This is a genomic window from Pseudomonas abieticivorans, from assembly GCF_023509015.1.
Lineage (GTDB): Bacteria > Pseudomonadota > Gammaproteobacteria > Pseudomonadales > Pseudomonadaceae > Aquipseudomonas > Aquipseudomonas abieticivorans.
Genome location: NZ_CP094975.1, coordinates 6529971 through 6544912 on the forward strand (window position 1 = coordinate 6529971; position 14942 = coordinate 6544912).

Below are 14942 nucleotides of genomic sequence, written 5' to 3' on the forward strand. Positions count from 1 at the left end.
TGCTTTTGATCTTGATGGTATGCCCCGTAAAGCGCCCGGGCCGACTGGAGGCGTCGCTCAAGGGGCGGCCCGCAGGGCCCGAGGCGCAGCCGAGGGAGACGGCAGCCGGCAAGCTTCTATAGCCGGTGCCGTCTGCCCCTTGAGCGACGCCGGAAGGAGGGGACCCGCAGCGCAGCGGAGGGCCCAAGCAGGGGCAAGCCTTTTTTGCTTACTTTTTGTGGCGTTTGACAAAAAGTAAGACGGCGTAAGGCCGGAAAGGTGATTCGGCATCACCCTAACCAATGGATATGTGCAAGGCATCGGAATCCTGCTTCTGAGAATTGCGAGCATATCCATTATCTAGGGGGAGGCCACTTCACCTTTCCGCCCTTACGGCGTCTTACTTTTTGTCAAACGCCACAAAAAGTAAGCAAAAAAGGCTTGCCCCTGCTTGGGCCCTACGCTGCGCTACGGGTCCCCTCCCTCCGGCGTCGCTCAAGCGGACGACGGCCCGGAATAGAAGCTCCTCCGGCTCCGTCTCCGGCGGCTACGCCTCCGGCCGCTTGATCGACGCCTCCAGTCGGCCCGGGCGCTTAATGGGGCACACAATCAAGATCAAGATCAAAAGCAAAATCACAAGCAGATCACAAGCAGATCACAAGCAGATCACAAGCAGATCACAAGCAGATCACAAGCAGATCACAAGCAGATCACAAGCAGATCACAAGCAGATCACAAGCAGATCACAAGCAGATCACAAGCAGAGCAGCGGCCAGAGAGCACGGGCACGGGCACGGGCAGGATACGATGTGCCTATTTCCCAGAATTCCGCGAAGAACCTTTTTTCAGGTACTTGCTCACCCGCTGGGCCGCCAACCGCCCGGCCATGCCGTTAACCCCGCCCCCCGGGTGAATGCCCGCGCTGCCCAGATACAACCCGGCCACCGGCAACGTATCGCCGCCCAGGCCATGTGCCGGGCGCAGGGTACTGGAGCGTAGCGTGGTGGTGTCGATGTGCACCACACAGCCATTGACAGTGTTCAGGCGGGCCGTAAAGTCAGGCGCGGCCTCGATGTGCCGGCCGATCACCTGCCCCTCGATGCCCTCGATATAGTCATACAGCTGCTGCGTCACCTGGTCGGCCACCTGCTCGCGCAGCCCATCCCAGCCCTGGGTCGGATTGACCGGCATCACCGGCGGGTAAATGTACAACACGTCCTGGCCGGCCGGGGCTTGCGAGGGGTCTGCGGCGCTGGGCGCGGCAACGGTGATGTAGGGCAAGGTCGGCACCTCGCCCCGGGCGCAAGCGGCGAAGTTTTCCAGCACCGCCTCCTCGGTGCCGATCAACAGGCAGGTCTTGCGCAAGTCCACGCCATCGCCGCGCGCGGCTTCAAAGCGCGGTAGCGAGATCTGCCCGCGCAAGGCCACGTCCACCTTCAAGGGGCCCGAGCCCTTGGCGTTGGCCGGCGCCATGGCGATGCGCGTCAACAGGTGCCGGGGTATCTGCCCGGCGGTGACCATTTCCAGCGCAGGCTTGGGGTGGCAACCGGCGATCACCACGGGGGCGCTGAAGGTGCGCCCATCGGCCAGCTTCACGCCTTTGACCTGGCCGTCCTGGGCGATGATTTCACTGACGCTGGCCGACACCAGCACCTGGCCGCCCAGCTCCTCGAAACGCGAGCGCAAGGCATTGCTCAACTGCTGCATACCGCCCAACACGCGGCCCACGCCAAAGCGATGGAGGAAACCAAGCAACGCATAATAAATGCCGCCCCCGTCGGCGCTGATGTCACCGGCAAGGCCGGTAAGCGCGCACATCGCGCTAATGGTCACCGGGTGCTCGAAGCGCTCGCGCGCCGCCTGCAGCGCGGAGCCGGTCATCAACGCCATCAGTTCGGGCTTGAGCGCCTTGTGCTTGATCGCCGTGCCCAGGATCCTCAGCTTGGTGCCCAGGTTGGCCTGCGCCGGGTCGACACGCATCATCGGCAGTGCGATGTCGAGAAACAGATCGATGACCTTCATGAATTCAAGAAACGCGGCGGCGTCCTTGCTGCTGAAGCGACGGATCTCGGCGGCGGTCTTCTCGCGGTCACGCCAGAAGATCAGTGAAGTACCGTCCGGGTGCAGGTACACATAACCCGGCGCCAGCTCGATTGACTTGAAACCGTGCCGCGCCAGTTCCAGCTCCTCCGGTACATGGGCATGCACACGCATGGACATCATGTCCAACGCACAGGGGTGCACCAGGTGCTGCGGCGCTTCGGCGATCAGGTAGCCTGAGGACGCCATGCCACCGACTTTGTCGAGTGCCTCCAGCACCAGCACTTTCTTGCCTTCCTTGCCCAGGTAGCAGCCCGCGGACAGGCCATTGGTGCCGCCGCCCACCACGATCACATCAAAATCGCTGCTCGGCGCGTGAGTGTTCTGATTCATCGAAGTTTCCAGGTTCAAGTGCAACCACGACGGCGCTCGGCGCCGGTGGCGATCATAGGGATTGCGATGCGCCACAAAGCGCATCGCACGGCGTCACATACCCGTGCGGCCCATCTGCGCGAATAGTTCACGCATGGCCACCAGCGATGGCGTGTGGCTGCTGAAACCGCCGTCGGCCACCAGCGTGGTGCCGGTCACGAAGGACGATTCGTCACTGGCCAAAAACGCCACCACGTCAGCGATCTGCCGGGGCGTGCCCAACTCGGCGGTGCAGTGGTTGTCGCGCAGGATGTCCAGCAAGGCCGCTGGCATGGCGTGCTCCGAAGGCGCCAGGCCGATCTGCACGGCGTTGCCGCGGATGCCCTGCTTGCCGTATTGCGAGGCGACCATGCGCGGCAACATCATCAAGCCCGCCTTGGAGGTGGCGTAGCCGGTCAGGGACATGTCGCCCTGCATGCCCAGCCCCGAGGTTGCAAAAATGATCGAGCCGCGGCCGTGTTCCAGCATTACCGGGATCACATGCTTGGTGCACAGCACCGCGCCCCGCAGGTTGACCGCGATGGCCCGGTCCCAGGCCTGCATGTCGAGGTTGACGAAATCACGGTCCAGTTGGCGTTGCTCGGCGTTGAGGATCGCCGCGTTGTTGTGCAATACGTCGATGCGTCCGAAGTGTTCGCGCACCTGGGCGACCATGGCCCGTACGTCTTCTTCCTGGGACACGTCGGTGCGAATCGCCAAGGCCTGGTGCCCTTGCGCCTGCAACGCCTGGGCCACCGCATTGGCGCCTTCCAGGTTGATGTCCACCACCGCGATGCTCGCCCCATGGGCAGCCAGCACCCGCGCGCACTCAGCGCCCAGGCCGCCACCGGAACCGGTGATGATTGCCACGCGTCCTGCCAGTTTGCCTGTAGTCATGTGCTTGTCCTTATTGTTGTGTGGGCACGTGGCAGCGTTTATTCGCCGGTAAACCGTGCCTCGCGCCGTTCGCTGAAGGCCAGTGCCGCCTCGCGGGCGTCCTGGGTCGGGGCCAGCAAGGCAAACAGGTCCAGCTCCAGGTTCAGGCCGCTCTTGAGGTCCAGTTCCAGCGCCGCACGCGCCGCGCGTTTTACATAGGCCGAGGCCGTTGGCGGCTTGCCGGCGATGCGCTGGGCAAATGCCCGCACCTCGTCCACAAGGCTTGCGTTGTCGCCAGCCAGGCGGCTGACCAGGCCAATGCGCTGGGCCTGCTCGGCCGTCATGCGGTCACCGGTCAGCAGCATGTCCAGCGCCTGGCCCGGCGCCACCACCCGTGACAGGCGCTGCGTGCCGCCACCACCGGGGATCAGCCCCAGGCCGGTTTCCGGCAGGGCAAACACCGCGTTGGGCGCCGCGAAGCGGATGTCGCACGCCAGCGCCAGCTCCAGCCCGCCGCCCATGCAGTAGCCATGGACCGCCGCGATGATGGGTTTGGCCACCGCATCCAGGGCTTCGATCCAACGCACTTTTTCCATGCGCTGGCGCACCTGCAGGCTGGACTCGGGGCCCCGGCGCTCCTTGATGTCGGCCCCGGCACAGAAGCCCCGCTCGCCTTCGCCACGGATCACGATCACGCGGATTTGCGGGTCTTGCTGCAGCACTGCCAGCGCCTGGGGCACGCCCACGCGGATGTCGTCGTTGATGGCGTTGATTTGCCCCGGCCGGGTCAGCACCACCCAGCCGATCGCGGCCTCACGCTCCAGGCGCACGGCCGGGTTAATGGCTTCGTGGATGTGCGTGTTTGGCTCGGTGCTCATACCGGGCACTCCTCGAACTCGAACACCTGGCCATTGAGCTCCTGCGGGTCGATCTTGATCAGCGGCCGGCCCTGCACGGCTTCGCTCGACTCGATCCACTGGAAGCGCGTGCCACGGGCGCGCAGGTCTTGGGCCTTGGCGGCCAGGTCGTTGACGCCGATGCGGATGTAGTAAGGGCCCGGGCCCCAATTGTTGACGTAATGGCCGGCGTCGGTGTTCCAGTACGTGGCTTGCAGCACGTCCAGCGTCGCGCTGTTGGGCACCGTGAAGCCCATTCGTGCACGGCGGTAGCCCTCGCTCTGAATGGTTTGCACCGGCCCGCTGGGCTCCCAGTCCAGGTTGGTCGAGACCTTGCGCAGCGTCTCGTCCAGGTCGCGCACCAGAAACCCGCGCGCGGTCACCCGCACCATGTCGCCAGGCTTGAGGTCGCGCGGTTGGGCGGCCGGCAACTGGTAGGTTTCGGGCGGCATCTGCAACGGCTCGGTCGGCATGATTTCAATGCACAGGCCGCCATCCACCGAAGGCTGGTAATACGGCTGCTCGGGGGTTGCGCCCAGCCACAGGCGGTCGAAGGGCATTTCCGGGGTGCGCTGGGCCATGCGAAACGGCAAGCCACGTCGCATCAGCTTGTCTACCAGGGCATCGAACTTGTCGCCGTGCAAGGCCAGCACGATGGAGTGGGTCAGCATGGGCCGGTGGTGGCCCTGGTAGTCCTTCAGGCTTTCCAGGAAGTCATGGAACAGCGGGTCGCCCGGGTTGGGCCGGTCCAGGTGCCACTGCGGCTCGATGCGCGTGGGCGACACCGCCAGGGATTTATGCACACGCAAAAAGTGCGCGATGTAGGGGTGGTTATCAAACGCCTGGCGCCAGCGCTCGTGCTTGTAGATACCGAGCTTGTCGACCAGCATTTCGGTCATGCCGTCCGGGTCCGGCACCATCATGTCGGCGCTCATCAATAATTCGAACATGTGTCTCTCCTTGCAATGTGCGGCCAGGGGCTGGCCTGGCGATCTGTCAGCGAGCGCGCCGGGGCGCGGCGGCCTTATTCAAAGAATGCGTGCGCGGTTGGGCGGCAGGCTTGCGGCTGTCCTGCTGCTGGCGCGCGTCCTCCAGGTCCAGGGCCGCGCCCCCTTTCGAGTTACCCTTGGGGTTGAGCAAAAAGTGCGACAGGGCCGGGATCAACACCAGCGCGCCGAGCATGTTCCACAGGAACATGAAGGTCAGCAGGATGCCCATGTCGGCCTGGAACTTGATCGGCGACCACGCCCAGGTGATCACCCCGGCGGCCATGGTCAGGCCTACCAGGGCCACCACGCGGCCGGTGAAATCCAGCGAGCGGCGATAGGCCACGGCCAGGCTGCCGCCACGTGCCTGCACGGCCAGTTGCACGCTCAGCAGGTACAGCGCGTAGTCCACCCCCACCCCCACGCCGACAGCGATCACCGGCAGGGTGGCGACTTTCAGGCCGATGCCCAGCCACACCATCAGCGCCTTGCAAATGATGGTGGTCATCAGCAGCGGAATCAGCGCCACCAGGGTCGCGCGCCAACTGCGGAAGGTCAGCAGGCACAACAGCGCCGTGGCGCCATACACCGCCAGGTACATGGTGACGATGCCTTTCTCCACTTCGATATTGGTGGCCGCCTCGATGCCGGCGTTGCCCGCGGCCAGCAAAAATTGCACCGGCTGCTCGGCGCCCGGTGCGCTGTCATGGGCCTTGGCGAAATCTTCGGACACCTTCAACACGCGGTTCAGGGTGTCTGCCTTGTGGTCGGCCAGGTAGGCAATCACCGGGGTCACCGAGCACTGCTGGTTAGTGATGCCGGGCGCTGAAATCATCGCCGCATCCACCGCCGAGTTGGTGATGGCCTGGTCGCGGCTGATGCTCAGCCATTTCGGGCTGCCCTCGGCCATGCCCGAGGTGATCATGCGCACGGTCTCGGGCAGCGACTGGGTGGTCTGTACCCCCGGTACCTGGCGCAGGCGCCAGGCCAGGCGGTCCATGCTTTGCAGCGATTGATAAAGGCGGCAGCTGTCTTCGTTGGTTTTCACGATGACCACGAACTGATCGCTCGACAGCCCATAGTGGGCGGTGATGTAGGCGTTGTCGCGGTTGTAGCGCGAGTCGGCCCGCAGTTCGGGCGCGCCAGGGTCCAGGTCGCCCACCTTCAAGTGCATCATCATCACGCTGCCCAGCAACGTCACCAGCAGCGACACGGCGATCACCGCCGTGGCAACCGGGCGCTCGGTAAAACGGTCCAGGCCGTGCCAGATGCGCCCCAGCAGGCCGCGGTTGGCTTCGCCGGCCTGGTCCTTGGCGATGGCGATGCGCGCCGCCTTCTTGCTCACGCCCAGGTACGACAGCGCCACCGGAATCAGCAACAGCTTGGTAAAAATCAACACCGCCACGCCAATGCTGGTGGTCAATGCCAGGTCGCGGATCACCGGGATATCGATGATCACCAGCACCGCGAAGCCAACGATGTTGGTTAACAGCGCCGTGAGGCCGGTGAGGAACAGGCGGCGGAACGTGTAGCGCGCCGCCACGTATTTGTGCGTGCCGCGGCCGATGTCCTGAAGGATGCCGTTCATCTTCTGCGTGCCGTGGGAGATACCAATGGCGAAGATCAGGAACGGCACCAGGATCGAGTACGGGTCCAGGTCGTAGCCCAGCAACTGCATCAACCCCAGCAGCCATACCACCCCGGCCACCGCCACGCCCACCAGCAACAGCGTGCTGCGCAGGCAACGGGTATAGAAGTAGACGAACAGCCCGGCGATCAGCACCGAGGCGCCGAAGAACAGCATCACCGAGTACAGGCCATCGATCAGGTCGCCCACCAGTTTGCTGAAGCCGACGATGTGGATGCCCACCGTGGGGCTTTCCAGGCTGCGCACCTTGGCTTCCAGCTGCCGGGAAAAATCGCCGTAGTCGAGCGGCTTGCCGGTTTGCGGGTTGATGTCCAGCAGCGGCGCGACGATCATGCTCGACTTGCCGTCGTTGGCCACCAGGTTGCCGACGATACCGGCGCGCATGATGTTGCGGCGCAGGGCCTGGATCGACTCGGGGCTGCCATTGTAGTCGGCAGGCATCACCGCACCGCCGTCGATGCCCTCCTCCGTGACCTCTTTCCAGCGCACGATGGGCATCCACAACGACTTCATCCAGGAGCGGTCCACGCCTGGGATCAGGTACAGGATGTCGTTGACCTTTTGCAGGGCCAACAGGTAATCGGCGTTATAGATATCGCCGGTCTTGTTTTCCACCACGATGCGCACGCTGTTGCCCAGGCCCGGCAGCTGGCTTTTGTTGGCCATGTAATTCTTGATGTAGGGGCTGGAGCTGGGAATCATCCGCTCGAAGCTGGCGTTGACCTGCAGGCGCGTGGCAAAAAAGCCCAGCACGACCGTCGCGACCAGGCAGGCAATGATGACCAACATGCGGTTTTTGAAGATGACGCGCTCAAACCAGCCGCCGGAGTCCTTGTCGAAATCCGCGAGGTTGGCGATCACTGGCATCCCGCTGTTGAATTTTTGCTCGACCATTTTTTCTGTCTCGTAGGGGAATCGTGCCGATCGCGTCAATCAGCCTTGGCGATATCGATGACCTGGGCGCCGCCAAAGCCGGTCACCACCAGGCTTGCCGCCTGCCCGGTGTTGCTGGCGGCGAACACCTCGCCCACGCGCCGTTCGGCCAGTGGCGTGACCTGCAGGCTCTGGCGATCGAGCTGGACCAGTTGGCCGCCCTGGCTCACCACGATCAGGGCTGGGCCCTGCTCGACAATGTTCACCAGGCTGCTGTTCAAGTGGGTGTCCACGGCCTGCCAGTTCTGGCCCTCGTCGCGGCTGGCATAGAGCGTGCCGCGTAGCCCGTAGGCCAGCAGCAGGTGGTCCAGTGCCGCGACGCCGAAATAGGTACCGGTGTAGGGCGTTTCGATTGCCACGAAGCGCTGCTGCTGGGCATCCAGGCGCAGCAACAGCCCCTGTTCACCGCTGATGTAGAACGTGCCATCGCGTTGCGCCAGGCCATAAAGGTGCATGCGTCGCGGGTTGTCCGCTCGCTCGATCCACGGCTGCCAGGTTTTGCCGGCGTCGTCGCTGTGCAGGATCATGCCGAAGGCACCCACGGCAAACCCATGGCCCTGGGCATCGAACAGCACGTCCAGCAAGGGCGCCGGCAGCACGTCGGCGGTTGCCGAGGAACCCATGGCGCGTTTGACTTCGCGCACCATGTCGGCTGCGTCCTGATCACCTTGCGCGGCCCGTTGGCCGTACACGGTGTCGAGCAGGCCGAGCAATTGCCGCCCATCCATCTGCACGGCCCAACTGGCACCGCCGTCACTGCTGTGCAGCACCACGCAATCATGGCCGACGATCCAGCCATTGCGGGCATCGCTGAAGCGTACTTGCACCAGGTCGCTTGCGACCGGGCTTGGCACCTGTTCCCAGGTCTTGCCGTTGTCGAGCGAGCGTTGGATCAAGCCGTGCAGGCCGACACCGACCAGCGCATCGCCCGCCTGTGCCACGCCAATGAGCGGCCAGTTCAACGGGCCTTGCAGCGTGCTGGCCGGTTCGGCCAACGGGTCGATGAGCTCGGCCGCCTGGGTGGGCCCTGCTGCCAGCAGCACGGACACCAGGGTGGCACTCAACCACTGCGCGACAACATAAATGGGGCGTACAAGGCGTTGGCTAATCATTATTTTTATCCTCACCATGCCGGGTCACCCGCCAGCGCGCCGCTCAATGGCGATGCGTTGTACAGGCGACCCTTGTTCAACTGCCGTGCAACGCCTGGGTCAGCGCTGAGTTTCGCGCGCCACGATCGCCTCTGGGTTCATTTCCCGTTCCGAACGCGGCGTGTCGACAAAGCGGTAGCCGCCCTTCAGGCCATCGTTGAGCAAGGCCCACATGCCTTTGTTGAAGTCGTACACCACGTTCTTGACGTTGTACGGCAGGGTCTTGTCGTACAGCTGCACGCCGCTGAGGAAGATCGCGCGGTACAGGGCACCGCTCTGGTCCCAGGCGTCGTACAGGCCGATGCCGAAGGTGTCCTCATCCAGGTAGTAGGTGCGTTTGCTGTAGACGTGGCGCTTGCCCGGCTTGAGCGTGGCCTCCACCACCCATACGCGGTGCAACTCCCAACGCTCGCAGGCAGGGTTGGCGTGGTGGGTGAGAAACTGGTCGTCCTGCTTGCACTCGAAATAGAACTTGTAGGCGTTGTACGGGATGTACATTTCCTTGCGCCCCACCAGCTTATAGTCGAAGCGGTCCTGGCTGCCCGAGAACATTTGCAGTTCGTCGAACAAGGTCACGCCGCCCTGGCTCGCCACCGGGGTGTCGAAGGAAAACTCTGGGGCCAGTTTCACCCGGCGCTGGCCCGGCGAATAGCTGAAGGCCCGGCGTGGCTTGGTGGTGGGGTCCAGGTAGTCATTGATGCCCGTGACCTCGCCCGAACGGCGCGCCGGGTAGTTGTTCAGCGAATACACCCGCGCATACATGTTGGGGTCACGGTCCGCCTGGGCGGTCTGGTAGTAAGGCTGCTCCTCGAAGGTTGCCTGCTCGGCCGCCTTGGTGCGCTGGCCGTTGGCATCCATTACCCAGCTGTTGGACGAGCTGGTGGTGGAGTAGCCGTGGCCGATCTTGTAGCGCAGCTGCTGGTTCCAGATCACTTCGTTGCCGTTCTTGGGGATCGGAAACGGCAGGCCACCGCGGCACGCCACGTCTACCGCCAGGCCATCTTTGAGGGTGTTGCAGGTGGTGGCGTTACGGGTGGTCGCCTCCAGCACGTCCTTGGGGTAGGCCGTGGTGCGGTGGCTTGGGTAGATATCAAAGTAATAGTCAGGAAACTTTTTCAGCGCTTCCTTCTGCCCTTCGCTGAGCTTGTCGGCGTACTGCGCCATGTTCTGCGCGGTAATCCGGAACAAGGGTTTCTCGTCACGGAACGGGTCGGTCCAAAAGCCGCTGTCAGGCTTGTAGTCTGCCGGCGCCTTGGTCAAACCGCCGGTGTAGGCCGGGATGGTGCCTTCGGCATTACCCGCCTGGATCGCACCGAATGGGGTGAGCGTTTTACCCAACTGCGCCGCTTCCTGCGGGCTGACGGCGGCCATGCTGCAGGTTGCAAACCCAAGCAGTGCGATGGACCAGGCAATTTGTCGTTTCATTCAGGCGGTCTCCGTTTTTATTGGATTTGTTCAGAAGGAGGTTTTGAACGTAAAAGCCAGCCAGCCGCGGTCGGTGTTGCCCACAGCGCCGTTGCCGGCGACCGTGCCATTGGCCAGGTTCTTGGATTGGGCGTGGGTGTCAGCGTAGCGCAGGCCAAATTCATACTGTTGCTGGTAGGTGAACTTGACGCCGGTGGACCAGGCCAGGGCGCCTTCACTGCCGCCACCGGCGGAGGCGGCGTTACCGTGAATGCCATAGTTGGCAGTGAACGGCACTTCCAGGTCCCACGACGGGAAGATGTTCAGGTACTGCGGCGTGTAGTTGACTGCCACTGCGTAGTAGTCGCGGGTGGAGCAACCATCGGACTCATCGCCAGAGCCTGCGATCGCAGGTGTACGGGCGCTGGTGCAGGCTGCGTTGCCCTTGTATTTGAACAGCTCGTCGTGTTCGGTGACCTTGGCCAGGTGGCTGAACGCGAACTCGGCCACCAAGGTACCGTTCTCGGAAATGAAGTTACGCGGCACGCCATACACGGCGTTGGCGATAAAGTGCACGGTGTCGCCGCGTGGGCCTTCGTCATCCACGGTGCTGACGCCTGTGGCATTCAACGCGCCGTTCATGCGGTAGGACAACTCACTGCCCACGGCTACCGAGTCAAATACCCGTGCAAAGCTGACGCCCGCCAGTTTCACGCCGCGTGGGTACACCACGCGGTACTCGCCCAGGCTGGCCTTGATTTCTGGCGCGAGCCACGGCTGGTAGTCATCGAACTGGCGGTAGTAGAAACCGAAGGTCGATTCGATGGCCTCCATGTTGTATTTGGCCATGACCCCCCAGTTGGCATTGTCGCGGCCAAATTTGGAGGATTGGCGTTGCAAGGCGCCTGCGCCCACGGGCAACTGGTCCGGCCCTTCGAACAGGAAGTCCGCGCCACCGAAATAGGTGCCGCCATAAGGGATGCGAGTGTTGTCCCATTCATAGTAATACTGGCCGGCAATCGACAGGTGATCGGTAACCTGCGCCTTGGCCGACACCTGGCCGACAGGCAGAAACACTTCTTTTGTCTCAATACCGGGGCTGGTGGCCGCTTTCACACCATCGCTCGGGGCCTGGGAGTAGGAAACGGAGTGGGCGCCGAACAGCAGGCCTTCACCCCAGTAGTTGGTATGGCGACCGATCTTGACGTTGACCGGCACGTCGCCCAACTGAAAGTTCTTCCACACGAACGCATCGAGGATTTCGCCCGACGGGCCCCGTACATAGCGCTTCACGTCGTTGCTGTAGTGGCCGTTTTCGTAGCTGGTCTGGCCGCCCACCTGGCTTTTGACGCTGGTATCGTCGTACGCGTTGTCGTACCAGCCGGCCAGGCTCATGCGCGCGCCCCACTCGTTCAGGTACGAGAAGTCAACCTCGCTCAACAAATCGACCCGATCTGTCACGATATCGTGCTTGCCGAACTTGCTATCGGATTCGTCGTAGGTGGGGGTATTCATGATGCGGCTGTCCTGACCATCCATGCGCATACCGAGGTTGTAGCGCACGGTATTGTCCCAACGCAGGCGGTAATCGGGGTTACTCATGTCGAACGAAACCGCGTGGGCACAGCTCATGCCGCTGAGCACTGCCAGCGCGACAGCGCTGCGGCTGAACACCTGCCGACCATGCTTGGTCATGTCTTTCATACGAGCCACCTTTTATTTTTATTTTCAGTCGTTTATGTGAGGTCAGTAGAACGGTTGCAGCCTCTGTGATGAGCGGTATCGCGTACCTCGCCCACGTGCCTGGGCCAGTGCTGCCTGACTTGCCGACCGCGGCAGTTGCCGCGACCTGGAAATCAAATTAACCGAGAAATCCAGAAAATTCCATATAAAGATTTCAATTCTACATTCAGAATGCTGGTGGCCATTTTCGCATTCTCCCGCCTGCCGGGCCGCGTCAGCCCGAAAAAACCTCTCGCGCATATTGCACACAAAAATAGTAACTGTTCAATTATGTTTTGATCCCGGGACGAATTGCGTTCTAATGGGGCTTGAAGGGCGCCTTCGATGCGCCTTCGCCTCGCCCATAAAAACAACAGGAAAATGCCGCGAATGAACATCGATCTGAGGTCAAAACGGGTAATCGTCACGGGTGCCTCGCGAGGCATAGGCCTTGCCATAGCGCGCGCCTTCGCCCTTGAAGGGGCCCGCGTGGCGATATGCGCCCGCAGCCAGGAAGCCATCGACGCGGCCGCCGGCCCGCTACGGGAAAACGCCCAACAGGTGCTGGCCCGGGCAGTGGATGTGACCGACACACAAGGTGTTCAACACTTTGTCAGTGAAGTGGTCCAGGCATGGGGCGGGGTCGACATTTTGGTCAATAACGCCGGCCAGGGCCGCGGTGGCAGCCTCGAAACCCTGACCCCGGAGGCCATTCTTGAACACGCCAATGTGCTGCAAATGGGCCATTTTCGCTTCGTGCAAGCGGTGGTGCCGCACATGCGCCAGCAACGCTGGGGGCGAATCATCGAAATCAACGCCCTGGCCGGCACGGTGCCCACCCCCGACGGCATCCCTTCGGTGATCAACCGCGCCGCCTGCGTCGCCCTCTCCCGCTCCCTGGGCATGTCCCTGGCCAAGGACAACATCCTGGTCAACAGCCTGAACATGGGCTGGATCGACACCGGGCAATGGGACCGCCATTATCGGGAAATGGGCCCTGGCGTCAGCCGCGAGGAGTTTGACGCGATGGTAATGAAGGTGGTGCCCATCGGCCGCTACGGCAAGCCTGAGGATGTCGCCGGCATGGTGCTGTTTTTATCCAGCGAATACGCCAGTTTCATCAGCGCCGCCTCGATCGACATTGCCGGCGGCATGGGCGGCCAGATCGCTTATTTCCCGACGCTCAAGCGCGATTTCGCTGCGGCGGTCAAGGCGCGTAACAGCGCCGAACACTAAGTCTGGGCCTTGCCATGATGAATTTTTTGCTGCCTGTGCTGGCCACCCTGATCTGGGCGGCCAGCACCGTGGTCAATCGCCTTTCGGTGGGGGTGATCGACCCTGCGGCGATCTCTTTCTACCGCTGGCTGGTGGCGTTGCTGGTGCTGTCACCGGTGTTGCTGCCCAGGGTGTGGCGCCTGCGCCGCAGTATCCGGCCTTACCTGCCGAAACTGGCGCTGTTGGGTTTATTGGGCATGGCGCTGTACCAGTCGCTGGCCTATTTCGCCGCGCACACGGTCAGCGCCACCTCCATGGGGCTGATCCTGGCCACCATGCCCCTGCTGACCGTGCTGCTGGCCTTCGTGCTGCTCGACACCCGCCCTACCCCGGTGATGTTGCTGGGCGCCGCCTTGTCGTTCGCCGGCCTTGCCTGGTTGTTGGCTGCCGGCGACCTGGCGTCGTTGTGGCGCCAGGGTGTCGGTCGGGGCGAGTTGATGATGTTGCTGGCGTCGCTGTCCTATGCGCTGTACTGCGTGCTGGTCAAGCGCTGGCAAATCGCCTTGCCCACCTGGGAAAGCCTGTACGTGCAGATCGCCTTCGGCACGCTGTTGTTGGTGCCGCCCTTCATGCTGGCGCCCTCGGTGGCCCTTACCACTGAAAACATCCCCCTGGTGCTGTTCGCCGGGCTCCTGGCCTCGGCACTGGCCCCTGGGTTGTGGATGCGAGGGCTCAATACCCTGGGGCCCGAGAAAACCGCCGTGCTGATGAACCTGGTGCCGCTGTTCACCGCCGTGCTGGCGATCACGTTGCTGGGTGAAACGTTGCACCTGTACCACGCGGTGGGCGGCGGCTTGATCTTGCTGGGCATCGCGCTCACGCAGGGCTTGTGGCCCCGGTGGCCAGCACGCCGTCGCGCCAGCGTTGCAACCCCGCCGCGTCCAGACCACTGAAGCGCAACAGGTAAGCCTGCAGGCCGCCATACCCCGCCTCGATGCGCGCGTAGGCCGCCTGCAGGTACTCAGGCCGTGCATCGAGCACCGCGTCCATGGCCGCCTCGTTGACCGGCTGGCCGACCATGTGCGTGATCGCGCTGGTCATTGCCATTTGGCGTTGCTCGTCCAGCTGTTGGAAGCGCCGCGCCGACAGCAGGTAGTCGGCCATGATCACCTCGGGCGCCACGCCAAGGGCATGCAACAGCAGCGCCACGGCCACGCCGGTGCGGTCCTTGCCGGCCGCGCAGTGGATCAACACCGGCGACTGGCCACTGGCAAACACCCCGAACAGCGCCGCCAGCCGCGGCGCCAGCAAGTCCGGCAGGCTGCGGTACACCTCCAGCATCATCTCCCGCGCACCCTGCGCAACCGGGTTGGCCGCCAGCATCGCAGCCACCCGCGGGTCGGCCCGCACATCCCCCGTCACCTCCAGGTGCAAGTGCTGCATGGCACCTGCCGGCAAAACGCTGGGGTATCTCACGCGCTCCGAGGTGCTGCGTAAATCGCACACGGTCTTGAGCCCCAACTGCTGCAGCGTCTGCCAGTCATCGCCGGTCAAGCGGTGCAACTGGTCGCCCCGTAACAGGCTGTGGCCGGCGATGTGCCGGCCACAAAGGGCCGGCATGCCCTTGAGGCTGCGAACGTTGTCTGCACCGTGCAGGCGCAGTTGAACGGATTCAGGCATT

The 14942-nt window shown here is 63.2% G+C and carries 11 protein-coding genes; 2 read left to right on the forward strand and 9 right to left on the reverse strand.

The window, feature by feature from the left end; all coding sequences use genetic code 11:
- Positions 1–792: 792 nt before the first annotated feature.
- From L9B60_RS29645 to L9B60_RS29680, 8 genes are all read right to left on the reverse strand, one after another.
- A complete protein-coding gene (locus L9B60_RS29645; RefSeq protein WP_249674725.1) occupies positions 793–2412 on the reverse strand; it encodes a phytoene desaturase family protein in 1620 nt (539 codons plus the stop codon).
- 93 nt (positions 2413–2505) lie between these two features.
- Positions 2506–3327, reverse strand: coding sequence for an SDR family NAD(P)-dependent oxidoreductase (locus L9B60_RS29650; protein ID WP_249674726.1), 822 nt, complete (start codon positions 3325–3327; stop codon positions 2506–2508).
- 38 nt (positions 3328–3365) lie between these two features.
- Positions 3366–4184, reverse strand: coding sequence for an enoyl-CoA hydratase/isomerase family protein (locus tag L9B60_RS29655; protein ID WP_249674727.1), 819 nt, complete (start codon positions 4182–4184; stop codon positions 3366–3368).
- Positions 4181–5152 carry a VOC family protein gene (locus L9B60_RS29660; protein ID WP_249674728.1) on the reverse strand — a complete coding sequence of 324 codons (972 nt, stop codon included), beginning with the start codon at positions 5150–5152 and terminating at the stop codon, positions 4181–4183. Before L9B60_RS29660 ends, L9B60_RS29655 begins: the two co-directional genes overlap by 4 nt.
- A gap of 46 nt (positions 5153–5198) precedes the next feature.
- Positions 5199–7730 carry an efflux RND transporter permease subunit gene (locus L9B60_RS29665; protein ID WP_249674729.1) on the reverse strand — a complete coding sequence of 844 codons (2532 nt, stop codon included), beginning with the start codon at positions 7728–7730 and terminating at the stop codon, positions 5199–5201.
- Positions 7731–7765: 35 nt separating this feature from the next.
- Entirely contained in the window at positions 7766–8881 is a 1116-nt protein-coding gene (locus tag L9B60_RS29670; RefSeq protein WP_249674730.1) for a WD40/YVTN/BNR-like repeat-containing protein, read from the reverse strand.
- Positions 8882–8980: 99 nt separating this feature from the next.
- Positions 8981–10345, reverse strand: coding sequence for a DUF1329 domain-containing protein (locus tag L9B60_RS29675; RefSeq protein ID WP_249674731.1), 1365 nt, complete (start codon positions 10343–10345; stop codon positions 8981–8983).
- A 30-nt stretch (positions 10346–10375) separates the two neighbouring features.
- Positions 10376–12028 carry a DUF1302 domain-containing protein gene (locus L9B60_RS29680; protein ID WP_249674733.1) on the reverse strand — a complete coding sequence of 551 codons (1653 nt, stop codon included), beginning with the start codon at positions 12026–12028 and terminating at the stop codon, positions 10376–10378.
- A 408-nt stretch (positions 12029–12436) separates the two neighbouring features.
- On the opposite strand from L9B60_RS29680, the gene L9B60_RS29685 reads away from it, so the two are divergent.
- Together L9B60_RS29685 and L9B60_RS29690 are read left to right on the forward strand one after the other, a co-directional pair.
- Positions 12437–13282 carry an SDR family oxidoreductase gene (locus L9B60_RS29685; protein WP_249674734.1) on the forward strand — a complete coding sequence of 282 codons (846 nt, stop codon included), beginning with the start codon at positions 12437–12439 and terminating at the stop codon, positions 13280–13282.
- Positions 13283–13299: 17 nt separating this feature from the next.
- Complete coding sequence (locus L9B60_RS29690) at positions 13300–14214, forward strand: DMT family transporter (protein ID WP_249680221.1); 915 nt, start codon at positions 13300–13302, stop codon at positions 14212–14214.
- Here the strand turns inward: L9B60_RS29690 and L9B60_RS29695 are convergent.
- Positions 14138–14941 carry a tyrosine-protein phosphatase gene (locus L9B60_RS29695; protein ID WP_249674735.1) on the reverse strand — a complete coding sequence of 268 codons (804 nt, stop codon included), beginning with the start codon at positions 14939–14941 and terminating at the stop codon, positions 14138–14140. The genes L9B60_RS29690 and L9B60_RS29695 overlap by 77 nt on opposite strands.
- Between the last annotated feature and the right edge of the window lies 1 nt (position 14942).